Source organism: Rhizobium sp. TAL182, assembly GCF_002117725.1.
Taxonomy (GTDB): domain Bacteria; phylum Pseudomonadota; class Alphaproteobacteria; order Rhizobiales; family Rhizobiaceae; genus Rhizobium; species Rhizobium esperanzae.
The window spans coordinates 1,626,843-1,651,723 of record NZ_CP021024.1; the positions used below are offsets into that span (position 1 = coordinate 1,626,843).

At 61.4% G+C, this 24,881-nt stretch carries 28 protein-coding genes; 18 read left to right on the forward strand and 10 right to left on the reverse strand.

The features are described 5' to 3' along the window. Window positions 1-12 precede the first annotated feature (12 nt). From Tal182_RS08180 to hemB, 4 genes are all read right to left on the reverse strand, one after another. On the reverse strand, window positions 13-894 hold the full coding sequence (locus Tal182_RS08180) for a DMT family transporter (RefSeq protein WP_085859124.1): 882 nt from the start codon (window positions 892-894) through the stop codon (window positions 13-15). After that, entirely contained in the window at window positions 895-1,671 is a 777-nt protein-coding gene (locus Tal182_RS08185; RefSeq protein WP_085859125.1) for an arginyltransferase, read from the reverse strand. Between the two features lie 193 nt (window positions 1,672-1,864). Further along, window positions 1,865-2,323: an RDD family protein gene (locus Tal182_RS08190; protein WP_064801688.1), complete on the reverse strand. Its 459-nt coding sequence runs from the start codon at window positions 2,321-2,323 to the stop codon at window positions 1,865-1,867. A gap of 74 nt (window positions 2,324-2,397) precedes the next feature. Beyond that, window positions 2,398-3,411, reverse strand: coding sequence for a porphobilinogen synthase (gene hemB, locus Tal182_RS08195; RefSeq protein ID WP_085859126.1), 1,014 nt, complete (start codon window positions 3,409-3,411; stop codon window positions 2,398-2,400). A gap of 131 nt (window positions 3,412-3,542) precedes the next feature. Between hemB and Tal182_RS08200 the strand changes: the two genes are divergently transcribed. From Tal182_RS08200 to Tal182_RS08230, 7 genes are all read left to right on the forward strand, one after another. Then, window positions 3,543-3,980: a DUF6163 family protein gene (locus Tal182_RS08200; protein WP_064811669.1), complete on the forward strand. Its 438-nt coding sequence runs from the start codon at window positions 3,543-3,545 to the stop codon at window positions 3,978-3,980. Between the two features lie 129 nt (window positions 3,981-4,109). Beyond that, entirely contained in the window at window positions 4,110-4,625 is a 516-nt protein-coding gene (locus Tal182_RS08205; RefSeq protein WP_004673822.1) for a MarR family winged helix-turn-helix transcriptional regulator, read from the forward strand. Window positions 4,626-5,061: 436 nt separating this feature from the next. Next, window positions 5,062-6,363, forward strand: coding sequence for a L,D-transpeptidase family protein (locus Tal182_RS08210; RefSeq protein WP_085859127.1), 1,302 nt, complete (start codon window positions 5,062-5,064; stop codon window positions 6,361-6,363). Between the two features lie 214 nt (window positions 6,364-6,577). Then, window positions 6,578-7,876: a serine hydroxymethyltransferase gene (gene glyA / locus Tal182_RS08215; protein WP_064801692.1), complete on the forward strand. Its 1,299-nt coding sequence runs from the start codon at window positions 6,578-6,580 to the stop codon at window positions 7,874-7,876. Between the two features lie 9 nt (window positions 7,877-7,885). Further along, complete coding sequence (gene nrdR / locus Tal182_RS08220) at window positions 7,886-8,362, forward strand: transcriptional regulator NrdR (protein ID WP_003547190.1); 477 nt, start codon at window positions 7,886-7,888, stop codon at window positions 8,360-8,362. Between the two features lie 3 nt (window positions 8,363-8,365). Further along, complete coding sequence (gene ribD / locus Tal182_RS08225) at window positions 8,366-9,676, forward strand: bifunctional diaminohydroxyphosphoribosylaminopyrimidine deaminase/5-amino-6-(5-phosphoribosylamino)uracil reductase RibD (RefSeq protein WP_085859128.1); 1,311 nt, start codon at window positions 8,366-8,368, stop codon at window positions 9,674-9,676. Next, a complete protein-coding gene (locus Tal182_RS08230) occupies window positions 9,676-10,296 on the forward strand; it encodes a riboflavin synthase (RefSeq protein WP_085859129.1) in 621 nt (206 codons plus the stop codon). Before ribD ends, Tal182_RS08230 begins: the two co-directional genes overlap by 1 nt. Here Tal182_RS08230 and Tal182_RS08235 read toward each other — a convergent pair. The 3 genes from Tal182_RS08235 to Tal182_RS08245 all read right to left on the reverse strand — a co-directional run bounded on the left by Tal182_RS08235 (window position 10,277) and on the right by Tal182_RS08245 (window position 11,857). Beyond that, entirely contained in the window at window positions 10,277-10,792 is a 516-nt protein-coding gene (locus Tal182_RS08235; RefSeq protein ID WP_085859130.1) for a GNAT family N-acetyltransferase, read from the reverse strand. The two genes, Tal182_RS08230 and Tal182_RS08235, sit on opposite strands and share 20 nt — an antisense overlap. Before the next feature lie 24 nt (window positions 10,793-10,816). Beyond that, window positions 10,817-11,320, reverse strand: coding sequence for a cupin domain-containing protein (locus Tal182_RS08240; protein WP_085859131.1), 504 nt, complete (start codon window positions 11,318-11,320; stop codon window positions 10,817-10,819). 177 nt (window positions 11,321-11,497) lie between these two features. Then, window positions 11,498-11,857, reverse strand: a complete 360-nt coding sequence (locus Tal182_RS08245; RefSeq protein WP_064801701.1) for a hypothetical protein — start codon at window positions 11,855-11,857, stop codon at window positions 11,498-11,500. Between the two features lie 345 nt (window positions 11,858-12,202). Between Tal182_RS08245 and Tal182_RS08250 the strand changes: the two genes are divergently transcribed. From Tal182_RS08250 to Tal182_RS08260, 3 genes are all read left to right on the forward strand, one after another. Continuing rightward, a complete protein-coding gene (locus Tal182_RS08250) occupies window positions 12,203-12,658 on the forward strand; it encodes a 6,7-dimethyl-8-ribityllumazine synthase (RefSeq protein WP_085859132.1) in 456 nt (151 codons plus the stop codon). Between the two features lie 3 nt (window positions 12,659-12,661). Continuing rightward, window positions 12,662-13,144, forward strand: coding sequence for a transcription antitermination factor NusB (gene nusB / locus Tal182_RS08255; protein WP_085859133.1), 483 nt, complete (start codon window positions 12,662-12,664; stop codon window positions 13,142-13,144). Window positions 13,145-13,339: 195 nt separating this feature from the next. After that, on the forward strand, window positions 13,340-15,478 hold the full coding sequence (locus tag Tal182_RS08260; RefSeq protein WP_085777719.1) for a sodium-translocating pyrophosphatase: 2,139 nt from the start codon (window positions 13,340-13,342) through the stop codon (window positions 15,476-15,478). Window positions 15,479-15,771: 293 nt separating this feature from the next. Here Tal182_RS08260 and Tal182_RS08265 read toward each other — a convergent pair whose 3' ends face one another. Next, window positions 15,772-16,305: an outer membrane protein assembly factor BamE gene (locus Tal182_RS08265; protein ID WP_012483371.1), complete on the reverse strand. Its 534-nt coding sequence runs from the start codon at window positions 16,303-16,305 to the stop codon at window positions 15,772-15,774. 185 nt (window positions 16,306-16,490) lie between these two features. Between Tal182_RS08265 and Tal182_RS08270 the strand changes: the two genes are divergently transcribed. The 6 genes from Tal182_RS08270 to Tal182_RS08295 all read left to right on the forward strand — a co-directional run bounded on the left by Tal182_RS08270 (window position 16,491) and on the right by Tal182_RS08295 (window position 20,921). Then, complete coding sequence (locus Tal182_RS08270; RefSeq protein WP_085859134.1) at window positions 16,491-17,081, forward strand: ubiquinol-cytochrome C chaperone family protein; 591 nt, start codon at window positions 16,491-16,493, stop codon at window positions 17,079-17,081. 11 nt (window positions 17,082-17,092) lie between these two features. Next, on the forward strand, window positions 17,093-17,644 hold the full coding sequence (locus Tal182_RS08275; protein WP_064810078.1) for a DUF177 domain-containing protein: 552 nt from the start codon (window positions 17,093-17,095) through the stop codon (window positions 17,642-17,644). Between the two features lie 99 nt (window positions 17,645-17,743). After that, window positions 17,744-18,790 (forward strand): phosphate acyltransferase PlsX, encoded by a 1,047-nt coding sequence (plsX, locus tag Tal182_RS08280; protein ID WP_064806069.1) that lies wholly within the window; start codon window positions 17,744-17,746, stop codon window positions 18,788-18,790. Window positions 18,791-18,810: 20 nt separating this feature from the next. After that, entirely contained in the window at window positions 18,811-19,782 is a 972-nt protein-coding gene (locus Tal182_RS08285) for a beta-ketoacyl-ACP synthase III (protein WP_064811671.1), read from the forward strand. Between the two features lie 106 nt (window positions 19,783-19,888). Continuing rightward, window positions 19,889-20,227, forward strand: coding sequence for an integration host factor subunit alpha (locus tag Tal182_RS08290; RefSeq protein WP_009987526.1), 339 nt, complete (start codon window positions 19,889-19,891; stop codon window positions 20,225-20,227). 151 nt (window positions 20,228-20,378) lie between these two features. After that, complete coding sequence (locus tag Tal182_RS08295) at window positions 20,379-20,921, forward strand: MerR family transcriptional regulator (protein ID WP_064801706.1); 543 nt, start codon at window positions 20,379-20,381, stop codon at window positions 20,919-20,921. Here Tal182_RS08295 and Tal182_RS08300 read toward each other — a convergent pair whose 3' ends face one another. Next, entirely contained in the window at window positions 20,922-21,269 is a 348-nt protein-coding gene (locus Tal182_RS08300) for a response regulator (protein WP_064801709.1), read from the reverse strand. A gap of 270 nt (window positions 21,270-21,539) precedes the next feature. Between Tal182_RS08300 and Tal182_RS08305 the strand changes: the two genes are divergently transcribed. Then, on the forward strand, window positions 21,540-23,186 hold the full coding sequence (locus tag Tal182_RS08305; RefSeq protein WP_064810079.1) for an ATP-binding protein: 1,647 nt from the start codon (window positions 21,540-21,542) through the stop codon (window positions 23,184-23,186). Window positions 23,187-23,222: 36 nt separating this feature from the next. Here Tal182_RS08305 and Tal182_RS08310 read toward each other — a convergent pair whose 3' ends face one another. Next, entirely contained in the window at window positions 23,223-23,537 is a 315-nt protein-coding gene (locus Tal182_RS08310) for a DUF1236 domain-containing protein (protein WP_085859135.1), read from the reverse strand. A gap of 319 nt (window positions 23,538-23,856) precedes the next feature. Here Tal182_RS08310 and bcsN point away from each other — a divergent pair, with 319 nt between their 5' ends. After that, window positions 23,857-24,831 (forward strand): cellulose biosynthesis protein BcsN, encoded by a 975-nt coding sequence (gene bcsN / locus Tal182_RS08315; RefSeq protein ID WP_085859136.1) that lies wholly within the window; start codon window positions 23,857-23,859, stop codon window positions 24,829-24,831. The last annotated feature ends 50 nt before the right edge of the window (window positions 24,832-24,881 follow it).

Here is a 24,881-nt window from a genome sequence, read left to right on the forward strand (position 1 = left end):
GACAACGTCACATCACGAGACTTGCCTGGCGCTCTTGCGTCGCGCCATCCAGAGGGAATGCACTGCGATTGTCGCCGTGAGGATGCCGCCACCGACGAGCGTCGTCGTTACGGGCGTTTCGGCAAAGATCAGCCAGACCCAGATCGGCGCGAGCACCGTTTCCAAGAGATAGAACATGCCGACTTCAGGCGCGGACAGATAACGTGGCCCGGTCGCCAGGCACCAGAAGGCGACCGGCATCACGATGGCGCCGTTGAAGAGGATCCAGCCGGGATGGGCGATAGAAAGCCCTGAGGGCAGAGCCTGCGTGAGGCCGAGTACAGCCGGCAGGATGGCGGCAAGCAGCGGCACGAAGCCCATTTGCCGGCGCGAGGCCCGTCCGACGGTGATGGCTGCGGCAAGAATAAGCGCGCTGAGAAGCGCCATGGCGTCGCCAAAAACATGGCCGCTGGAAAGTCCTCCGCTCACGATCAATCCAACGCCAAGGATCATGAACAGCATGGCGATCAACGTTGCGGCCGGGGGCTTCTCCTTGAGGAAAATCCAGGAAAGAAGAGCCCCGAACATTGGGTTGAAGGCGACGATGAAGACGACATTGGCGGTGGCCGTGTTGAAGACGGCCAGCACGAAGGTGAGGGAAGAGAGACCGTAGAGCAGACCGGCGATCAGACCGGGTCGCCCTGGAACGAGCACCGGCCACTTGCCCGAAACAAGGCGCATTGCTCCGAGGATGACGAGCGTGGCGACAACCGTTGCTGCGCTCCGCACTCCGAGAATCGACCAAATGTCGCCGTCGCCAAGGCGGACGAGCGGGATATCCATGGAAAGCGCCAGCCCGCCGATCGCCGTCAGCAACAGGCCTTTCCGATGTTCGGAAAGAGCAGTGGGGAACATTCAGTCGTGGGTGCTTTCGGGCATGGAGGAGGGGTCGAAACGCTCCCAGCCGCGCGGGCTCAGATGCTCCTGCGGCTGGAAACGAGTCTTATAGTCCATTTTCCGTGATCCCTGAACCCAATAGCCGAGGTAGACATGCGGCAGGCCGAGCGCTTTCGCGCGCCTGACATGGTCGAGAATCATGAATGTGCCGAGCGAACGACGCTCGAGCGCCGGATTGAAGTAGGAATAGACCATCGACAGCCCGTCGCTCATCGTGTCGGTCAGTGCGGCGGCAAGCAGCTCGCCCTTCGGCCGCTCTTCCAGCCCGGAGCCTTCCTCGCGCCGGCGGTATTCGATGATTCGCGTGTTCACATGCGTGTCTTCCACCATAATCGCATAATCGAGCACGGTCATGTCGGACATGCCGCCCTGCTGGTGACGGAAATCGAGGTAGCGCCGGAAGAGTGAATATTGCTCGCTGGAAGGCTGGGCTGCGAATTCGGTGGCGATGACGTCGGAGTTGGCGGCAAGCGCCCGTTTCATCGATTTCGTCGGTTCGAATTCCTGAGCGAGAATCCGCACGGAAACGCAGGCGCGACAGGATTCGCAGGCCGGACGGTAAGCGATGTTCTGCGAGCGGCGGAACCCGCCCTGGGTGAGGATGTCGTTCATTTCGGCGGCCCGCGGGCCGACCAGATGGGTGAAGACCTTGCGCTCCATCTCATGCGGCAGATACGGACACGCAGCCGGAGCCGTCAGATAAAACTGCGGGGATGGCGTCGTCTGCGTATTCATGTGTCGCGGAAATTTCCTTGTCGAGACAGTGCCGTTTTCTGACAGCATGACCTAAGAATAGAAAACGTCAACAGCGCGGCGGCCGTCGCCGTACATTTCAGTCTTCTAATCTTGGATATGGAGCGTCGTCATCCCCGGTACAGGGGAAGGCGGAGACTTTTTCGTCTCCGCCAGGATCTCAGACAGGCAGGTCTCAGGCAGTGCGTACCGTCACCGTGCCGACCAGGAGGTCGTGGATGAGACGGCTGCGCTCGATAAACAGGCCGGCAAGCAGGATGAGCGGCGTCAGCACCGAGTTGAGGATCCAGAACAGCGCCAGATGCACGATCGCCGTCAGGAAATCCATCGGCCGTCCATCGACGCGCACGATCGCGATCCCCATTGCCCGCATGCCGAGCGAAGCCTGGCTCGGCCCGCCGACCGTCAGGCCGAAGTAAAGGCCGGCGACGATGACGAAGAGGGCAGGGTAGAGGAAGAAGCCGAGGCCGAGCGTGACGATCGACAGGAAGAACAGAACGATTGCGGCGGGAATGCACAGCAGCGCCACGATGAGGTAATCGAGGATGAAGGCAAAGACACGGCGGCTCAACACGCCGCTATAGGCGCGCCAGTCCTCCGGTGCGGCATAAAGCGGATTGGGGTTGTAGCTCATCTCAATCTCCTCTCGCAAAAGCGACGCCGCTGATATGGTGTCGGCGGGGCGAAATACAATCATTCGCCCCGAAATCACCTCTTTGCGAGAATTTTCGCCACCTCGACCGCGAAATAGGTAAGGATGCCGTCGCATCCCGCTCGCTTGAACGACAGCAGCGTTTCGAGCATCGCCCGTTCGCCGTCGATCCAGCCGTTCATCGCCGCTGCCTTGATCTGCGAATATTCGCCGGACACCTGGTAGGCGAAGGTCGGCAGGCCGAAGGCCTCCTTCATCCGCCAGCAGATGTCGAGATAGGGCAGGCCGGGCTTGACCATCAGCATGTCGGCACCTTCCTCGACGTCGAGGGCGGCGTCGCGGATCGCCTCGGTGCCGTTAGCCGGGTCGATATAATAGGTCTTCTTGTCGCCTTTCAGCAGCCCGCCGGTCGAGATCGCCTCGCGATAGGGGCCGTAAAAGGCGGACGCGAATTTCGTTGCATAGCTCATGATGCCGACGCTCTGGTGGCCGGCCGCATCGAGCGCCCTGCGGATGGCGCCGATGCGCCCGTCCATCATCTCCGATGGGGCGATGATGTCGGCGCCGGCATCGGCCTGCACGACGGCGGCGCGCGCCACCTGGTCGACGGTCTCGTCGTTGACGATCTCGCCGTCTCTCAGGATTCCGTCATGGCCATGGCTGGTGAAGGGATCGAGCGCCACGTCGGTGATGACGCCGATATTGGGCACCGCCTTCTTGATCGCCACTGTTGCCCGATTGATCAGATTGTTGGCCTCGAGGCTGTTCGAGCCGGTCTCGTCGCGCAGCTCCATCTCGATATTGGGAAAGGTCGCCAGCGCCGGAATGCCGAGGTCGGCCGCTTCGCGCGCGGCCTCGACGGCCTTGTCGATGCTCATACGGTTGACGCCGGGCATGGCGGGGATCGGATCGATGATACCGGAGCCCGGCACGATGAAGATCGGCCAGATCAGGTCGTCGACCGTCAGCCGGTTCTCCTGCACCAGCCGGCGCGTCCAGTCTGCCTTGCGATTGCGCCGCATGCGGCGATGGCCGGTGATGTCGTCGACGAGATGCGTCTTATCCTGCATGATATCTATCCCTGGCCCATTCCATTTATCGGAGCGCTCATTATCATGGCGCCCGGAAAATCCAAACCGGACGATTGGCCGCGGCGGAAAAACTGCTTGTAACGATCCGATCCCGAACCGATGTTTGCGCCATGGAAACCGATTCCCCGACAATACCGAAACGCACTCTGGCGGATCTTCTCTTCATCCTCTTCCTGAGGTTGGTGGCCGTATCCTGCTTCTGGTTCGGGCTGCAATATTGGGCGATGCTCGTCGGCTATTCCTTGGTCGGAGCCGGCCGCTTCGATCTTTTGAGCCTGCCGTGGAAGGTGGCGAGCACCAGCCTTGCCGTGCTTTTTCCCGTCGCCTCGCTCGGCCTCTGGCTCACCGTCTCCTGGGGGCCGGTTATCTGGGTGCTGGCCGCAGGCGGGCAGATCCTGATGTATGGTCTGCTGCCTGACATTTTCGGGCCCAACAAGCTGATCATCCTGCTGCATCTCATGGTCGCCGCGGTCTACTGCATTTTCCGCCTGTTGCTCTGGCTGGAAAAGCGCCGGCACCGCCGCCAGGTAAGTGTTGATTTACCCTGAGACAACGTGGAGTTTCCGGTAAGGCTCCATTAAGCCTGCGGTTTAAGTCGAATTTTATATGTATTCGATAGGGTCTCACTCAAGGCGGGAAGAAAACGACACCGCCAAACAAACAGTGAGGCAGTCAATATGAACACGAAAATCAAGCCGCAGGCGGTATCCAACTTCCGTGACCAACAGGATCAGGGCATCCGTGATCTTTACATGGAATCCCTTCATCTTGTCGAACGTCTTCACCGCCGTCTTCTCGACGTCATCAAGGACGAGTTCGACCGTCAGGGTCGCAGCGACGTCAACGCCATCCAGGCGCTGCTCCTTTTCAACATCGGCAATTCCGAGCTGACCGCCGGCGAGCTGCGCTCCCGTGGCTACTATCTCGGCTCCAACGTTTCCTACAACGTCAAGAAGCTGGTCGACCTCGGCTTCATCAACCACCAGCGCTCGCGCATCGACCGCCGCTCGGTTCGCATCAGCCTGACCGAAACCGGCCAGGACATAGCCGAAACCGTCGCCAAGCTCTACGAACGCCACATCGCCTCGATCGACAAGGTCGGCGGGATCGGCACCGACGAGTTCACCCAGATGAACAAGCTGCTCCAGCGCCTGGATCGCTTCTGGAACGACTCGATCATGTATCGCCTCTAAGACCCTCGACCTCCTTTCAGGGTTGAAGAAAACCGGATGTGTTCCCTGCGCGTCCGGTTTTGCCGTTTGCGCTCCGCGTGGCATCTTTGCAACGCATAGCGGCCAAGCGTAAGGGCCGGTATTCAAGCCGTTTTTTAGCCGTTATTAACCGGCACGATTTACCTCGTCACATGGTTCGTTGCGTGATGACTCGGCCATCGGCAGCTATCTGCGGTCCAGGCAACACGAATTGGCCATATTGGTGTGGCAGCGGAAGTTAGCAACCGGCGCTTTCAATGGACCAGGAACGTTCAGACTTTCGCATCGCAATCTTGTGATGCGACGGGCGGAATATTCCGATGTGCCGGGAGAACGAATGGATAGGGATCTGCGTTGCGGCGCAGTGATATCGCAAAGCGCCGCGCTTCCTTGCATGCGGCATTCAGTGGTTGGGACTATGTCGAAGAAAAACGGAAATGAAGCTCTCTCGCGCCGCGCTTTCCTTGCGTCCGCGGTAACGATTGGCGCCAGCGCGATGGCCGCGCCGGCATTGGCGCAGTCGGCGCTCGATACGCTGATCAACGCGCCGCGCCGCGGCAACTGGGACGACCAGTTCGATGCCAAGGCGGCTTCGCGCACGGCGACCGCCGTCGTTTCCAACACGCCGATCCTCGGTCCCCAGTCGGTCGCGAGTGCCCAGCAGGCGATCATGCAGTATCAGCAGATTGCGGCCGCCGGCGGCTGGCCTGAAGTCAATCCCGGTGATCAGCGCCTGCAACTCGGCGTTTCCTCTCCCGCCGTCCAGGCGCTGCGCCAGCGCCTTGCGATCACCGGCGACCTGCCGCGCGAGGCAGGCATGTCGAACGCCTTCGATTCTTATGTCGACGGCGCCGTCAAGCGCTTCCAGGCGCGTCACGGCCTGCCGTCCGACGGCGTTCTCGGCGAGTTCACGCTGAAGGCGATGAACATTCCGGCCGATGTCCGCCTGCAGCAGTTGAACACCAACCTGGTCCGCCTGCAGACCTTCCCGGAAGATCTCGGCCGCCGCCATCTGATGGTCAACATTCCGGCCGCCTATGTCGAGGCTGTCGAAGACGGCAGCGTTGCCACCCGCCACACCGCGGTCGTCGGCCGTCTGAGCCGCCCGACGCATCTCGTCAACTCGAAGATCTACGAAGTCATCCTCAACCCATACTGGACCGCGCCGCGCTCGATCGTCGAAAAGGACATCATGCCGCTGATGCGCAAGGATCCGACCTATCTCGAAAAGAACGCGATCCGCCTGATCGACGGCAAGGGCAACGAGGTTTCTCCGGAGACTGTCGACTGGAACGGCGAGGCGCCGAACCTGATGTTCCGCCAGGACCCGGGCAAGATCAACGCCATGGCGTCGACGAAGATCAACTTCTACAACAAGAACGGCGAATACATGCACGACACGCCGCAGCAGGGCCTGTTCAACAAGCTCATGCGTTTCGAATCGTCGGGCTGCGTCCGCGTTCAGAACGTGCGCGACCTGTCGACCTGGCTGTTGCGCGAGACGCCGGGCTGGAACCGCCAGCAGATGGAGCAGGTGATCGCAAGCGGCGTCAACACGCCAATCAAGCTCGCCACCGAAGTTCCGGTCTATTTCGTCTACATCTCCGCCTGGGGCATGCCCGACGGCATCGTCCAGTTCCGCGACGACATCTATCAGATGGACGGCAATGCCGAGCTCGCGCTCGACACCACGGCCGGCATGGAACAGCCGGTTCAGTAAGCGGCGATCCCAGCATCGTGATTTTGAGAACCGCGCCTTCGGGCGCGGTTTTTTATGCCGGGAGGGGCTGCGTCATCTGGCCACCATTCATCGGTGCCGCGCTGTCGCAAAATGACCGGAGCGCGCTGTTTGCTCAGCAAATGTCGTTCTTCGTATTGCCCTTGCCACAGCGGAAGGCTAATACCTCAGCGCATTCCAGTTGAGGAGCCCGCCCATGACCAATGCTTCCACCGAATCCTTCTTCAATCGCTCGCTTGCGGACGTCGATCCGGAAATCTTCGGCGCGATCGGAAAGGAACTCGGTCGCCAACGGCACGAGATCGAACTGATCGCTTCCGAGAACATCGTCTCCCGCGCCGTGCTGGAAGCCCAGGGCTCCATCATGACCAACAAATATGCCGAGGGTTACCCCGGCAAGCGTTATTACGGCGGCTGCCAGTTCGTCGACATTGCCGAGGAGCTGGCGATTGAGCGCGCCAAGAAGCTGTTCGGCGTCAATTTCGCCAACGTTCAGCCGAATTCCGGCTCGCAGATGAACCAGGCCGTGTTCCTGGCGCTGCTGCAGCCGGGCGACACCTTCATGGGTCTCGACCTGAATTCGGGCGGCCACCTCACGCATGGTTCGCCGGTCAACATGTCCGGCAAGTGGTTCAACGTCGTTTCCTACGGCGTGCGCGAAGGCGACAACCTGCTCGACATGGATGAAGTCGCCCGCAAGGCCGAAGAGCACAAGCCGAAGCTGATCATCGCCGGCGGCACCGCCTATTCCCGTATCTGGGACTGGAAGCGTTTCCGCGAGATCGCCGACTCGGTTGGCGCCTATCTGATGGTCGACATGGCCCACATCGCCGGTCTTGTCGCCGGTGGTCAGCATCCGTCGCCGTTCCCGCATTGCCACGTCGCGACGACGACGACCCACAAGTCGCTGCGCGGCCCGCGCGGCGGCGTCATCCTCACCAATGAAGAGGATCTGGCCAAGAAGTTCAATTCGGCCGTCTTCCCCGGCCTGCAGGGTGGTCCGCTGATGCACATCATTGCCGCCAAGGCCGTCGCCTTCGGCGAGGCGCTGCAGCCGGAATTCAAGGAATATGCCGCCCAGGTCGTCAAGAATGCCCGGGCGCTTGCCGAAACGCTGATCGCAGGCGGCCTCGATGTCGTTTCCGGCGGCACCGACAACCACCTGATGCTCGTCGACCTGCGCAAGAAGAACGCCACCGGCAAGCGCGCCGAGGCAGCGCTCGGCCGCGCCTACGTCACCTGCAACAAGAACGGCATTCCCTTCGACCCGGAAAAGCCCTTCGTCACGTCAGGCGTGCGTTTGGGTGCACCGGCCGGCACGACGCGCGGCTTCAAGGAGGCCGAATTCCGCGAAATCGGCAACCTGATCGTCGAAGTTCTCGACGGCCTCAAGGTCGCCAATTCCGATGACGGCAACGCCGCCGTCGAAGCCGCCGTGCGCGGCAAAGTGGTCAACCTCACAGACCGCTTCCCCATGTATGGCTACATGGGGTAAGGAGTAGCGATGCGCTGCCCCTATTGCGGTTCGGAAGATACCCAGGTCAAGGATTCGCGTCCGGCGGAGGACAATACGTCCATCCGCCGGCGGCGTATCTGTCCGGATTGCGGCGGCCGCTTCACCACCTTCGAGCGCGTTCAGCTGCGCGAGCTGATGGTCATCAAGAAGACCGGCCGCAAGGTGCCCTTCGATCGCGACAAACTGGTGCGCTCCTTCGAAGTGGCGCTGCGCAAGCGCCCCGTTGAGCGGGATCGCATTGAGCGCGCCGTCTCCGGCATCGTCCGCCGGCTCGAAAGTTCCGGCGAGACCGAAATTTCCTCCGAGCAGATCGGGCTGCAGGTGCTGGAAGCGATGAAGAGCCTCGACGATGTCGGCTTCGTGCGCTACGCCTCGGTCTACCGGGATTTCTCGCTTGCCGAGGATTTCGAGAAGGTCATTTCCGAAATCAACGCCAAGATCGCCCGCGACCCGCTGGATAGATGAGCCATGAGCGTCACGGCGGATGACGAAGGTTTCATGGCGGCTGCGATCCACCTCTCGCGTCAGCATCTCGGCCGCACTGCCACCAACCCTTCTGTCGGCTGCTTGATCGTCAAAGATGGCATCATTGTCGGCCACGCGGTCACGGCGCTCGGCGGCCGCCCGCATGCCGAGCCGCAGGCGCTCGCCGAAGCCGGCGAACTCGCCCGTGGCGCTACCGCTTATGTGACGCTCGAACCCTGCTCGCATCACGGCAAGACGCCGCCCTGCGCCGAAGCGCTGATCGCCTATGGCGTGGCCCGCGTCGTCATCAGCGTCACCGATCCCGATCCGCGCGTCTCCGGCCGCGGCATCGCCATGCTGCGCCAAGCCGGCATCGAGGTGGATGCCGGCGTATTGGAGACGGAGGGCCGGCGTTCGCTGGCCGCCTATCTCACCCGCCAAACGAAGAACCGCCCCTATGTGACTCTCAAGCTTGCCGTTTCCGCCGATGGCATGATCGGCCGTGAGGGGGCCGGGCAGGTGGCGATCACCGGTCCGGAGGCTCGCGCAGAGGTGCAGGCGCTCCGCGCCGAAACCGATGCGATCCTGGTCGGCATCGGCACCGCTGTAGCAGATGACCCGCTGCTGACGGTGCGGACCCCGGGGCTCGAAGCCCAGTCGCCGATCCGCATCTTGCTCGATCCCGCGCTGGCATTGCCGCTGACGAGCAAGCTGGTTCAGACGGCGCGGGAGGTGCCGGTCATCGTGGTGGCGAGCGAGGACGTTTCGCCGTTGGCGGCGGATGCTGAGGGATTACCCCCCTCTGTCCTGCCGGACATCTCCCCCACAAGGGGGGAGATCGGCAAGGAGCGCGATCCGACGTCCCAAGCAGATTCAGCATCACCAGCAACAGAAGATGTAGGGCAGGGAGCTAACCCCCAGCCAATCTCCCCCCTTGTGGGGGAGATGCCTGGCAGGGCAGAGGGGGGTACCCCACCCACTGACCCCTCCGTCATAAATTCCCGCCGCGCTGCGCTCGAAGCCGCCGGTGTCGAAATCGTCTACTGCAATCCCTATCACCCCGAGGTCCTGCTGCCGGCGCTTGCCACGCGCGGCATTTCCTCGCTTCTGGTCGAGGGCGGCGCCAAGACTGCCCGGCTTTTCCTTGACGCCGGCCTTGTCGACCGTATCCAGCTTTACCAGTCGCCTATCGTCATCGGTAAGGGCGGTATTGAATCCCCGTTGCAGGCAACCGACATACCATCCGGTTTCATGCATATGGACACGCGAACGTTTGGCGACGATCGCCTGGACGAATACGAGAGAGAGCTTTGATGTTCACCGGAATAGTCACCGATGTCGGCACAGTCGAATCCGTTTCCCCGCTGAAGGAGGGCATCAAGCTCCGCGTCGCAACAAGTTATGATCCTGCGACCATCGATATGGGCGCGTCCATCTCCCATTCCGGCATCTGCCTCACCGTGACCGGCCTGCCTGATGAAGGCAGCAATGGCCGTTGGTTCGAGGTGGAAGCCTGGGAAGAGGCGCTGCGGTTGACGACGATCGACACTTGGCGCGAAGGCAGCCGCATCAATCTCGAACGGTCGTTGAAGATCGGCGACGAACTCGGCGGCCACATCGTTTCCGGCCATGTCGACGGCAAGGCGGAAATCCTCTCGGTGACATCGGAAGGTGACGCCACCCGCTATCGCCTGCGTGCGCCCGAACATCTGGCGAAATTCGTCGCCCCCAAGGGGTCGATCGCACTCGACGGCACTTCGCTGACCGTCAACGCGGTCGACGGCTCCGATTTCGACGTCCTGCTCATCCGCCATACGCTCGACGTCACCACTTGGGGTGAGCGCAAGGCCGGCGATTTCGTCAATTTCGAAGTTGACACCATGGCGCGTTACGCTGCCCGGCTGGCCGAATTTCCTAACGGGAAAACTGAATGACCTCGCCATTATACTGCGTGCGCACCATCTCGCGGAAACCGAGTTTGGCTGCGACCCGCAGCGAGGCGTGGTTCTCGGGACAGATGATGCAGCTCATCGGCTTTCCCGGAAAATGCGCTTCCGCCCAGCCGATCAGAGCCGTCAGCGCCTCTGTGGCATAACCGCGACCGTGGGCTGCGGGCATCAGCGCCCAGCCGATCTCCATCGTTCCTTCGATCGACGGTTCCATATCGCGCCGGGCTTCGAGGAAACCAGCTTCGCCGATGAACCTGCCGCTTTCCTTTTGCACGATCGCCAGAAAGCCGAAACCCATATGGTGCCACATGCCGGCGATGCGCAGCATGCGGCTCCAGCTCTGCTCGCGCGTCGACGGCGCACCGGTAATGAAGCGGACGACGGTTTCATCCGCCCACAGCGCCGCATGCGCCTCGAAATCGTCGAGACGGTGAGGGCGAAGCGTCAGCCGCTCCGTTTCTAGGGTGGGTATGTCGATCACGATGGGTCCTTGTGGAAATCGCGTTCAGGCGCCGGGCTCGCCGTCCCAATAGTCAAGATCGCCTTCGGTCCTTCCGATATGGCGGAAGCGCCCGGTTACTGTCGCGTCCCTGTTGGTCTTGGCGAGGAACTTTCCGGAATCGGGATATTCGACGATCTCGGTTTTCGCCAGCGTCGAAATGCCGAGATAGATGAGCGTGGTTGTGCCGGTATTGATGAGCTGGTGCGCCGTTTCCGGCCCGCCCGCCGGTGCGCCGAGCACGTCACCGGCCCGGACCGGATGGCGCTCGCTACCGAAGCGGTATTCGCCGGTGCCTGCGATCACGTAGAATAGCTCGTCTTCGACGTGGTGATTGTGGAAGGGGCAGCTCGATTTGCCCGATGGAACCTCATTGTAGCTGATGCCGAGGCCCGCCAGGCCGAGCAGCACGCCGAACGAGACGTCGGCGCCTTCGTAGAACTCGCCCTGTTTCCAGTGGTCGAGCTTGAGATCAGCGATATTGATGACCGCTTTCGATTCCGCCGCCATGATGTCCTCCTGTTGCAGGAAGAGAAGCTATCATCTTGCCGGAAAATTCAATGGCGATGGGGCGCTGACCCTGGAAAATCCTCGGCATGGGCGGAGAGGAGACCGCCGCCCATGCTTCGAACGCCGCGCTTCGGATGGACGCGCCGGACGCTCTGTTGCTTGCAGCAGGTTGTGACCTCAGCGGACGTAGAAGGTCACGCTTCCATCCGCCGCCTGTTCGGCATTAACGATGTTGCGGACATCGACGCCCTCATTGTTCAGACGGTGTGCAAGTGATCTGTTGGCATCGATCGAGGCTTGGATGCCGCGTATCGCCTGGCTGGAGCGTTCCGGGGCCGAGCGCGGACCTGTCGTTTCGTCGTCGAGATTGTGCCAGTTGCGAACCTGCTCGACATTGAAGTCATTGCCCCGGAAGGTCCTGAGCGTCTGCTCGATGCCCTGGGCGGAGTTCATTCCGAAGCTCTCGGCCCGGCTGACGCCGGCAAATGCGAGGGAGGAGAGGGCTGCGGCGATGGTGATTGTGACAATGCGGTTCATGATTTAATCCTTTCATCTGCTTTGACGGTCGGCTGTCGTGCAGGGGATCGTCTGCGTCACGATAAGGAATTGGCGGTGCCGTTTTCGCCATTCAATAGGTTAAGCGACTGAAAACGCATTAAAAATTCTTCATGAAAACAGCCTTCGAATTGCCGTTTTCCGCGCTTCCGGAAAAGCGGATTTCGAAGGCTTGGCCGGCTCGGCAGTGATGTTTCGGCTATCCCCTTGTCGATATTTCCTCTTTCGCATTTGCGGCACCGGCCGAAAGTGCTTGCCATTCCGATGAAGGCATGTTTTGACCGCGGGCTGTCGAGTGGAAAAAGTCCCGCCAACCGAAGGTAAACAATGTCGAGAGAGACCGCTCCCCATATTTTGATCGTCGAGGCCCGCTTCTATGACGACATGGCCGACGCGCTGCTCGAAGGCGCGACCTTTGCGCTCGAGCAAGCCGGGGCCACCTATGAGGTCGTCACCGTTCCCGGCGCGTTGGAAATTCCGGCAGCGATTGCCATGGCACTCGATGGGGACGACAATGGCGGCACGCATTATGACGGCTATGTCGCTCTCGGCATGGTCATTCGCGGCGAGACCTACCATTTCGATGTCGTATCGAACGAATCCTCGCGCGCTCTGATGGATCTGGCAGTCAGCGAATCCCTTGCCATCGGCAACGGCATCCTGACCGTGGAAAATGACGAACAGGCTTGGGCGCGCGCCCGCCGTTCGGACAAGGACAAGGGCGGGTTTGCCGCTCGTGCGGCGCTGACGATGATCGCGCTGAAGCAGAAACTGGGTGCATAACGAATGAACGACGACAAGACGGAACGACCGGTCAAGACTGCGAACCAGCGGGGCGCTGCCCGCCTGGCGGCCGTTCAGGCGCTCTACCAGATGGATGTCGGCGGCACCGGCGTTCTGGAAATCGTCGCCGAATACGAAGCGCACCGTCTCGGCCAGGAACTCGACGGCGCGACCTATTTGAGGGCCGATGCCGCCTGGTTCCGCTCCATCGTCTCCGGCGTCGTGCGTGATCAGGTCCGCCTCGATCCGCTGATTGCTGCAGCGCTGCAGGATGATTGGGCGCTGTCGCGCCTCGATAGCACGGTGCGCGCCATCCTGCGTGCCGGCGTTTTCGAACTCCTCGATCGCAAAGACGTCCCGGTGGCGGTTATCGTCACCGAATATGTCGAGATCGCTCGAGCCTTTTTCGATGACGACGAGCCGAAGCTCGTCAATGCCGTGCTCGACCGAATCGCCAAGCAGGTCCGCGGCGAGGCGAAGAAGTAACTCTTTAGCCGCCGAACGTCTCCCTACGTCTTTCTTCGTACCGCAATGGTTTTCGGCCTTTGCGGGCTTGACGCCACGTGATCGACCACGCAATCTCCGCACCGCTTAGCTGTGCATTCTGTGGAGAGGAAGGCGAGTCGGCGGCGTATCTGCCGGAGAAGGAGTGAGCTCCGGCCTATGGGAGGAAAGAGCGAAATGACCATTCTTTTATGCGTAATCGCATGCGGTCTGCTCTCGGTGGTCTATGCCGCCTGGGCAACCCGGTCGGTGCTTGCCGCCGATCAGGGCAATAGCCGGATGCAGGAGATCGCGGGTTATATCCGCGAAGGCGCTCAGGCCTATCTGACCCGCCAGTACAGAACCATTGCGCTTGTCGGCGTCGTTGTTTTTATCGCTGCCTGGCTGCTTCTCTCCGCCACCGCCGCCATCGGTTTCCTGATCGGCGCCGTACTATCAGGTGCTGCCGGTTTCATCGGCATGCACGTCTCGGTCCGCGCCAATGTGCGCACTGCCCAGGCGGCGTCCGCCAGCCTTTCCGCCGGCCTCGACATCGCCTTCAAGTCGGGTGCGATCACCGGCATGCTGGTGGCGGGCCTCGCGCTGCTCGGCGTCTCCATCTACTACACGATATTGACCGTCGGGCTCGGACATGAGAGCGGCTCGCGCGAAGTCATCGATGCGCTGGTGGCGCTCGGCTTCGGCGCCTCGCTGATCTCGATCTTCGCCCGTCTCGGCGGCGGCATCTTCACCAAGGGCGCCGATGTCGGCGGCGACCTCGTCGGCAAGGTGGAGGCCGGTATCCCCGAAGACGACCCGCGCAATCCGGCGACGATTGCCGATAACGTCGGCGACAATGTCGGCGACTGCGCCGGCATGGCCGCCGACCTTTTCGAGACCTATGCGGTCTCCGTCGTCGCCACCATGGTTCTCGCAGCGATCTTCTTTGCCGGCGCGCCGATTCTCCAGTCTGCGATGATCTATCCGCTGGCGATCTGCGGCGCCTGCATCATCACCTCGATCATCGGCACCTTCTTCGTCAAGCTCGGCTCGAACGGCTCGATCATGGGCGCTCTCTACAAGGGCCTGATCGTCACCGGCCTGCTGTCAATTGTCGGTCTTGGCGCCGCCACCTCGCTGACCGTCGGCTGGGGCTCGCTCGGCACGGTTGCCGGCGCCGACGTCACCGGTACGAACCTATTCGTCTGCGGTCTCGTCGGCCTCGTCGTTACCGCGCTGATCGTCGTCATCACCGAATACTATACCGGCACCGGCAAACGTCCGGTCGTTTCGATCGCCCAGTCTTCGGTGACCGGCCACGGCACCAACGTCATCCAGGGACTTGCGGTCTCGCTGGAATCGACCGCCCTGCCGGCCATCGTCATCGTCGGCGGCATTCTCGCCACCTATCAGCTCGGCGGCCTGTTCGGCACCGGCATCGCCGTCACCGCCATGCTCGGCCTTGCCGGCATGATCGTTGCGCTGGATGCTTTCGGCCCGGTTACCGACAATGCGGGCGGTATCGCCGAAATGTCGCATCTGCCGCCGGAAGTGCGCAAGTCGACGGATGCGCTCGACGCCGTCGGCAACACCACCAAGGCGGTGACCAAGGGTTACGCGATCGGTTCTGCCGGTCTCGGTGCGCTGGTGCTCTTCGCCGCCTACGCCAACGACCTGCAGTATTTTGCGGCCCACGGCGACCAATATCCCTACTTCGCCAATATCGGCACGATCTCGTTCGAGCTGTCGAACCCTTATGTTGTCGCCGGCCTGCTTTTCGGCGGCCTGATTCCCTATCTGTTCGGCGGCATCGCCATGACAGCCGTCGGCCGCGCCGCCGGCTCGATCGTCGAGGAGGTTCGCCGGCAGTTCAAGATGAAGCCCGGCATCATGCAGGGCACGGAAAAGCCGGATTACGGCAAGGCCGTCGACCTGCTGACCAAGGCCGCCATCCGTGAGATGATCGTGCCTTCGCTGCTGCCGGTGCTTGCCCCCGTCGTCGTCTATTTCGGCGTGCTTCTGATCTCCGGGTCCAAGGCCTCGGCCTTTGCAGCCCTCGGCGCATCGCTGCTCGGCGTCATCATCAACGGCCTCTTCGTCGCCATCTCGATGACCTCGGGCGGCGGCGCCTGGGACAATGCCAAGAAGAGCTTCGAGGACGGTTTCGTCGACAAGGACGGCGTGCGTCACATGAAGGGCTCGGATGCGCACAAGGCCTCCGTCACCGGTGATACCGTCGGCGATCCCTACAAGGATACCGCCGGCCCCGCCGTCAACCCGGCTATCAAGATCACCAACATCGTTGCGCTGCTGTTGCTTGCCGTTCTCGCGGGCTGATGCCGCAACAGTGGATGTGTGCAACCGGCTGGATAAGTTGAACAAACCACTGCCACTCACCCGAACCCTCTCCCCGTAAAAACGGGGAGAGGGGACGTGCCCTGCGAGACGCGGGAGAGGGACTGAGAGGTTGCGGCATATCCCCTTCTCCCCGTCAAAACGGGGGGTGCCGGCAGGCGGATGGGCAGGCCTCGACAATTTACTGGGCCGAGATGTGCGCCCCGGCCGAGATGACATCCACTAAAAAACTCGCCGGAGCGATCCGGCGGGTTTTTCGTGGAAAGCATGTTCGCTCAGCGCAGGCTGCTCGGATTTTGCGGCGTGCCGCCGGCGCCGCCGCCGAACAGGCTGCGGGCAGCACTTGCTGCGCTGCCGCCGGAGAGCATCTGCTGCAGGAAGGTGAGTTCCTTGCCGCCGGTCGGCGTGACGCGCGAGATCGTATCGAAGACCTTGCCGTCCTGCAGCGTATAGTTGGCGCGACGGGTGACGACGCCGCCCTTGTCGAAATAGATGGCCAGAACGGTCTGGTCGACGACCTTCAGCTTCTGGAAGGCGACGGCGCGCGTGCGACGCTGCGAGATATAATAGAAAACCTCACCATCGAAGGTCGCTGTCGTCGACGGCGTGCCGAGCGACAGCAGGACCTGTTCGCGGCTGGAGCCTTCCGGAACGAGATTGAGCGACTGCTGATCGACGACATAGCCGCCGTTGAGCACGGTGCTGGTCTGGCAGCCGGAAAGAGCAGTGGTGGAGGCGATTATGAAGGCAATGGCCGCGTTGCTGAAGAATTTCATGTCAGACTTGAAATACCGTTTCTTCAACGACATCTACTCCCTTGAGTGTCGATAGCAGCCGTTTGGGCCTTACACGCTTCCTCCTGCAAAACCATTGTGGCCATTCCGGGTCGAGTGTCCCGAATTCGTTCCGCCGACACCTCGAAGGCATCGTCCCGAAACAGGCTACGATCGGCATTGCAATTCGCGCCTGCTTCGGTAAACCAGCTTTCGAAATCATGCAACAAGGCCGGACGCCAGCCGGCGTGAAGAATGAGGCATTTCCGGAAAAAACAATGATCCTCGGGCTCTTCAGCAAGAAAAACAACAATCAGGTGATCGTCGACAGGCAATATGCGGCGCTGACCGCAGCCGCGCGCATGCCCGATCTCTACGAGCGGCTCAATGTACCGGATACGGTCATGGGCCGCTTCGAAATGCTGTCGATCGTGATGATTCTATTTTTTCGCCGCACGCGCGCCTCGGCCGTCAGCGGTCAGGAGATTGCCCAGGAGATCGTCGATGCCTTCTTTCAGGACATCGACTACTCGATCCGCGAGCTCGGCATCGGCGACAACAGCGTGCCGAAACGCATGAAGAAGCTCGCCGGCATGTTCTACGGCCGGCTCGAAACCTATTCGAAGGCGATGGACGCCTGCGATGGCGAAGCGCTGGCGCTTGCATTAACGCGCAATATCCACCCGGAAACCGAGACACCGGCCGATATGTCCGGCCTGGCCAGCTGGATGATGGCCGCAGAATCCCATCTGTCCGCCGTTCCGGAAGAGCTGATCGTTAGCGGCTCGGCAACGCTGCCGCCGGTCGCCTGAAGGAGGAAACGATGAAGAACGATCGGGATGTTCCCTTCTCTTATCACGTCAAGGTCGGCCACATCTCGGCCAATCCCGTCGAGGTCCGTATCGAGGCCGATGCCAGCGAGTTGAAGGCGCTTGCCGAGGCCTGGAGCGTCGTCTCCGTCGACGATCTCAGCGCCGATCTGCAGATCGCCCGCTGGAAACGCGACGGCGTGCGTGTCAAGGGCCGCGTACACGCGAAGATCGTTCAGTCCTGCGTCGTGACGCTGGAACCGGTCGAGGCCGTGATCGACGAAAGCTTCGAGCAGATCTTCGTGCCTGAGGGTTCCAAGCTTGCCCGCCAGCCCGGTAACGACGCCGGCGAGATGCTGCTCGATCCCGATGGTCCCGATCTGCCCGAGACCTTTGTCGGGGACACGATCGATGCCGGCGAGGTGGTTGCCGAATTCGCTGCTCTCGCGATCGATCCCTATCCCCGCAAGGAGGGTGTCGAGTTCAAGGGCCATATCGAGGATAGTGGCGAAAACGACAAAAAGCCCTCCGCTTTCGCGGTCCTCAAGGACTGGAAAAAGGACTGAAGCACCTCTGGCATTTGACATAATTCAGTTGTATGCGACGCCAAAACCGGTATTTTGGCCGAAATTTCGCCCCTCGGCGAAAAGAAGGATCAGGGACGCGTGATCAGAATATCTCTCGACCTCATGGGTGGCGACTTTGGTCCCCAGGTTGTCATCCCCGGCGCCGCCAAGGCGCTGGACCGGCATCCGGATATTTCCTTCGTTTTTTACGGCCTTAAGGAACAGTGCGATCCCGTTCTCGCCAAATTCCCGAAACTCAGGGAAAAATCGGTCTTTCACGACTGTGAGCTTGCTGTCAGCATGGAAGAGAAGCCGAGCCAGGCGCTGCGCCGCGGCCGCTATGTCTCCACCATGTGGCGCTCGATCGAGGCGGTGAAGACCGGCGACGCCGATGTTGCCGTCTCGGCCGGCAATACCGGCGCACTGATGGCGATGGCGAAATTCTGTCTTCGCACGATGGCCAATATCGAGCGCCCGGCGATCGCGGCGATCTGGCCGACGCTGAAGGGCGAGAGCATCGTGCTCGATGTCGGTGCGACGATCGGCGCCGATGCGCAGCAACTGATGGATTTTGCCCTGATGGGCGGCGCGATGGCGCGCGCGTTGTTCGAGATCGAACGCCCGACGATCGGCCTTCTGAACGTTGGTGTCGAAGAGGTGAAGGGCCAGGAAGAGGTCAAGGAGGCCGGCCGGCTGTTGCGCGAGGCGAATATCGATTCGCTCGAATATTCCGGCTTCGTCGAGGGTAACGATCTCGGCAAGGGCACGGTCGACGTCGTCGTCACCGAAGGCTTCTCCGGCAATATCGCGCTCAAGACCGCTGAAGGCACCGCCAAGCAGATTGCCGAATATCTGCGTGCCGCCATGTCGCGCACCCTGCTTGCCCGTATCGGTTATCTCTTCGCCAAGAGCGCCTTCGATATGCTTCGTGAGAAGCTCGACCCGAGCAAGGTCAATGGCGGCGTGTTTCTCGGGCTGAACGGCATCGTCATCAAGAGTCATGGCGGTGCCAATGCCGAAGGCATCGCTGCTGCGATCGAGGTCGGCTACGATATGGCTAAGAACGGCCTCAATCAGAAAATAGAAAACGATCTTAAGAAATATCATGCCAAGCGGCTGCCTCCCATAGGCCCGGAAGCGGCATGAGCTATGGGGTTCAATCGAATATGATCCGTTCAGTGGTTCGCGGATTCGGAGCCGCACTTCCGAAGCGCGTGATGACCAATCGTGACATGGAGGCCATCGTCGATACGTCGGACGAATGGATCGTCCAGCGCACCGGCATTCGCCAGCGTCACGTCGCCGGCGATGACGAAACGACGGCCTCGCTCGGCGAGGCGGCCGCGCGTGCGGCGCTTGCCAATGGCGGCCTGACGCCCGCCGATATCGATCTTATCATCTGCGCCACTTCGACGCCTGACAACACCTTTCCCGCGACCTCGGTCAACATCCAGAACCGTCTCGGCATGAGCCACGGTTTCGCCTTCGACGTTCAGGCCGTCTGCACCGGCTTCGTCTATGCGGTCACGACCGCCGACGCCTATATCCGCGGCGGCCTTGCAAAGCGCGTTCTCGTCATCGGCGCCGAAACTTTTTCGCGCATTCTCGATTGGAACGATCGCACCACCTGCGTGCTTTTCGGCGATGGCGCCGGCGCGATCGTGCTCGAGGCGGCAGAAGGTGAGGGGACGTCTGCCGATCGCGGCGTGCTGACCGCGCATCTGCGCTCCGACGGTTCGCACAAGGACAAGCTTTATGTCGATGGCGGACCGTCGACGACGGGCAGCGTCGGCAAGCTGCGCATGGAAGGCCGCGAAGTCTTCAAATATGCCGTCGGGATGATCACCGATGTCATTCAGGCCGCTTTCGATTCGACCGGGACAACTGCCGAAGACCTCGACTGGCTGGTGCCGCACCAGGCCAATCGACGCATTATCGACGGTTCGGCGAAGAAGCTGAACATCGATGCGGACAAGGTTGTCGTCACCGTCGACCTGCACGGCAATACCTCGGCCGCCTCGATCCCGCTCGCGCTTGCGACTGCTGCCGGCGACGGCCGCATCAAGAAGGGCGACCTCGTGATGCTCGAAGCGATGGGCGGCGGCTTCACCTGGGGCGCTGTTCTCTTGCGCTGGTAAGCGCAAATCCTAAAAAACTGGCGGCGAACAAGAGCTTGACCGTGAGGCGCAAGACAAATACTCTTCGATCGCTTTCACAAAATAATTTGTAATGGGCGGGGAAACCATGACCGGAAAAACAGTGACGCGAGCAGACCTGGCGGAATCGGTTTTCCGAAAGGTTGGGCTTTCCCGGACAGAATCCGCCGAACTTGTCGAAACCGTCATCGACGAAATCTGCAATGCCATTGTGCGTGGCGAAACCGTCAAGCTTTCCTCCTTCGCCACGTTTCAGGTTCGCGACAAGAACGAGCGGATCGGCCGCAATCCGAAGACCGGCGAGGAGGTTCCGATCTCTCCCCGCCGGGTGATGACCTTCAAGGCATCGAACGTGCTGAAGACGCGCATCCTCAAGGCGCACGTCTCTCGCAAGGTCAAGCTGAAGCCGCAGAATCCGGCTCTCTGATATCGGTCTTCCGCCTGGTCGGAACGGCTTTTTTCTCCCGCATCATCCATCGCCTGTGCGCAACGTCGACACATGACTTGAATTGTCGGCGCCAAACCTTTGAAATATGGTGAGTCGCCGTTGGATCGAGCCTGCGAGGTTGCGTAGCAGTATGACGTTGGACAAGAGCCCCGATGCCTTTCGCACCATCAGCGAAGTCGCAGACGATCTTGATCTGCCGCAGCATGTGCTGCGCTTCTGGGAGACGCGGTTTCCTCAGATAAAGCCGATGAAACGCGGCGGCGGCCGTCGCTACTACCGGCCGGAGGATGTCGACCTTCTCAAGGGCATCCGGCATTTGCTCTATGATCACGGCTATACGATCAAGGGCGTGCAGAAGCTTCTGAAGACCAACGGCAACAAGTTCGTCATATCGGTCGGCCATGGCGATCTCGCCAGCGTCGAGGCGCTTGCCTCGGGTGCGCAGGAGGCGGGCGCCGGGGAACCGCGTGTCGCCATGGCGGAGGAGGATCAGATTGTCGGCCGTGCCAAGCCGCCGATCACCCGCCGGTTCTTCAATTTCGTCGCCGGAGACGACGAGCAGCCGGAAGTCTCGATCGGCAAATCGAGCGTCGGCAAGGAAGACAGGGCGCTGCTTCAGGAGGCCCTCTACGACCTCCTGGAATGCAAGCGTCTGCTCGATCAGGTGCGCTGATTAGATTCCGCAAAGCTGCTTCATCGCCTGCTCGAGCTCGCTGAGCTGGAACGGCTTTCGCAGCACCGGGAGCGCGCTGGGGCTGCTGCCTTCCGGGGCGCTGCCATATCCCGTTGCATAGAGATAGGGCTTGCCGCGTTCGTCGAGCAGCTTTGCGACCGGCAGCGAGCTCCGGCCGGCGAGGGACACGTCGAGGATTGCAGCGTCGAATTCCGCGTCCCTGGCGGTTGCGAGCGCTCTTTCCAGATCCGGCGCGCTCGCACAAACCCGATAGCCGAGATCGCTGAGCATGTCCTCCAGCAACATGGCGATCAGCGCATCGTCCTCGACGATGAATATGTCTTTCATGATCCCGTCCACCCATTCCCCTGCCGGGCACGAAGATTTATGTGGACCGCTTGCGAAGCTCGTCAAGACGCCACGCGCAGCGGTGTAAAACTTGTCGCACAAAACAGTTCAGCCGTTTTGAGACGCCGATATGTGTAAACATATAAGTGTAAGGCGCGGCAAGCGAATCTGAAAGATCGCGCCGCGCTTTGGAAACAGCATATTGCCCGGCGAAATTCGATGTGCAAAAGCTGGGATGCCGTTTCCGCGACGGCCGAGAAGGGGTGTGGAATGGATTTGTTGAGTGCCACGGATTGGCTGCGTCACAGGCCGGGCTATACCTATCCGCTGGCCGTTGCCTTCGTCGGTCTGACCTTCCTTCTAAGACTTGCCGCCAGCGATTATCTCTCCGGATTTCCCTTCCTGAGCTTCCTTCCGGCGATCTTGCTCGCAAGTTTCATGGGCGGCGCCGGGCCGGGCCTCGTGGCGGCCATACTCGCCGGTTTCCTCGTCCAGCAGTTTTTCGTCGAGCCGCACGATGCCTTCTGGCCGGTGAGCGCCGGCCAATGGATCGGCCTTGCGACCTTTCTCATCAATGCGGTGATCATCATCGGCCTGATGGAGACGATTGTTGTCGCCCATGGCAGGCAGAGCCGCCTTCGCAGCGAACTCAACAGCTTTAATGCGCGCCTTGAAGAAACGGTGGTGCAGCGCACTGCCGAACTCAGGCATGAGATGGAAGAGAATGCCGCGGCCCAGGCGCAGGTGCGCCAGCTGCAGAAGATGGAGACGATCGGTCAGCTCACTGGCGGCGTCGCCCATGATTTCAACAATATGCTGGCAATCATCATCGGCAATCTCGATCTCGCCCAGCGGCGGATGACCGGACGCGAGGATCCGCGCCTGCTGAACTCTCTTCAGAACGCCAGAGATGGAGCCCAGCGAGCCGCGGTATTGACCGCACGTCTTCTCGCCTTCTCTCGTCAGCAGCCACTGGCGCCGGAGGTGATCGACGTCAACAAGCTGGTCGGCGGCATGTCGGAGTTGCTGCGGCGCACGCTCGGCGAACATATCCGAATCGAGACCGTGCTTGCCGGTGGCCTCTGGCCGACTTTCGCCGATCTCAGCCAACTCGAAAACGCCATGCTGAACCTTGCCGTCAATGCGCGCGACGCCATGCCCGGCGGCGGTCATCTGACGATCGAAACCGCCAATACCGAACTAGACGAGCGATATTCGCGGATGCATTCGGAGGTTGAGGCGGGCCAGTATGTGATGATCAGCATCACCGACACCGGAATCGGCATGTCGGCCGATGTAATCGACCGCGCCTTCGACCCGTTTTACACCACCAAAGGACCCGGCAAGGGAACCGGTCTCGGGCTGAGCCAAGTCTACGGCTACATCAAGCAGAGTGGTGGCCACATCAAGATCTATTCGGAGATCGACCGGGGAACGACGGTGAAGATCTATCTGCCGCGTCATGTCGGCAAGGCGGATGCCCGCCTGGCCGCCGCCGGGGCCCAGCCGATTCCTCAGGGAAGCGTCAATGATACAATCCTGGTGGTGGAGGACGATGAACACGTCCGCACCATGACTGCCGAAAGCCTCCACGAACTCGGTTACAGCGTGTTGCAGGCGGCAAGCGGCGTGGAGGCGCTTCTCCTTTTGGAGGAGAATCCCGACGTCGATCTGATCTTCACCGATATCGTTATGCCGCAGATGAGCGGACGTCAGCTAGCTGATGCCGTTCAAGAAAAATGGCCGGCCATCCGGATTCTTTACACCACGGGTTACACGCGCAATGCCATCGTCCACAATGGCGTGCTCGACCACGGCGTCTCGCTGCTCGCCAAGCCATTCAGCCTGGAGCAACTCGCTCATAAGATCCGGGAACTCTTGAACGTGCCGGTGAGCGCGGGAGATGAGGGGACGTGAAGTCGTACAGGACTCGCGTTTCCAGCCCCCAATCCCTTATTCGAGAACCTGGATCACGCGGTGCGTCTTCGGCTCGACGATCACGCGCCGCTCGTTGACGACGGTGTAGGCATAGCCATCGACATTGGGCACCGTGTGGACTTCGATAGTATCCGGCAGCGTCGCGCCGACCGCGATTTCGCCGTCATAGACGACGGATGGCGTGTTTTGCTCCATGACATAGGTGCGCACCTCGCCTGGCAGGACGACGGAGCCGGTTGGTGCGGGATCGGTGACAATTACCGTGCTCTGTGCGAAGGCGGCCGAGCAGATGGTCAGCATGGCGGCTGTAGCCAGCATGATCTTGCGCATGGGATGATCTCCTTTTTGAACTCTGGACATCAAGGCAACGCCCGCCATACCGCATAGTTCCGCTACCGCCTTGGCGTCGTGGGAGAGGCCGGGGCGCCGATTGTTTGTTGCTAAACCGGTTTATGCACCATACGGTTGAGCTGTCCGAATCACGTTCAACGCGAGTCGTCTGGTGGCATCAGGGTCGGGCTCTTTACTCTTCGTTAACCATGTCGGCGATTTATGTCAGGTGAACGGCCGGGTGGCCCTTGATTCGACGGTCCGTCGCGTTTCGGTCTGCGAATGGATATCTGGAAAGACGATTACGGCGGCTCGAGACATGCGCTTGGGGAAGACGATATCGCTGTTGGCCGTGGCGGGTCTGATGGCCGGCTGCACGTCGACAGGCGGTGTGCGACAGCCTTCCGGACCGGAGACGGTGGCGCCTGAAAAGGCGCTGGTCCTGCCGCCGCCGGGCGGACCGTCGATTGTCAACGTCGTCGAGCGCAAGCGCGGCAATGGAGTCGAGCAGACGATCTCGCTGTTCACCTCATCTTCCGTACCCGGCCAGAATTTTCTGAGAGCCGAGTTCTTCGGCGCTTCCGGGGCCAATCCCGGGATAGGCAATGCCAGCTTCAGCATGATCAACGAGAGCGGCATTGCCCGCGAGGTGGCCCGTTCGGCTCCCGGCGTGCCGATGGCGACATCGGCGACCTTCCTCCAGAACGCCTATGGCCCCTTCGGCTATGCTTCCGGCCACAGCCGCGCCGGCGATACCTGCATCTATGCCTGGCAGCAGATCCGCTCGAGCGCGGCCGCCAATACCCAGGCGCGCAATTTCGGCATGATCCAGCTGCGCCTGCGCCTGTGCGATGCCCGCGCCACCGAGCGCCAGCTGCTTGGCATCGTCTACGGCTATACCATCACCGGCACCTTCGACGGCCCGACCTGGAATCCGTACGGTAACCCGCCCCCCGCCAGCGCGGCGCTCGGTCGTACCGGTGAACCGATCTATCCCGATGAGAGCGGATATCGCGCCAGCCCGATGCCGATCGGCTACGAGCCGGCGCCTGACATAGTCCGCCTGCCGCGGACAGCTCCGGTTCGCAGCGCCCCAAGCCAGCAACCGGCGCAGGGCGCCGCGCCCTTGCCGGCGCCCATCGGCCCGCGCGTGCCGCTGCCGAGCGAGGCGCCACAGACGAGTGCCGCGCCGGCCGCCGCGCCGTTGGAACAATCGGCAAGAGCGATCGGCGTCACGGTGCCCTCGCCGGACTGCATAGGCGACGCGGCCATGACGGCCGTCTGCCGGAGATAGAGTATGCCCCGGGGTAACAGAGGGTGCCTCGGCGCAATTTCGAAGGAACG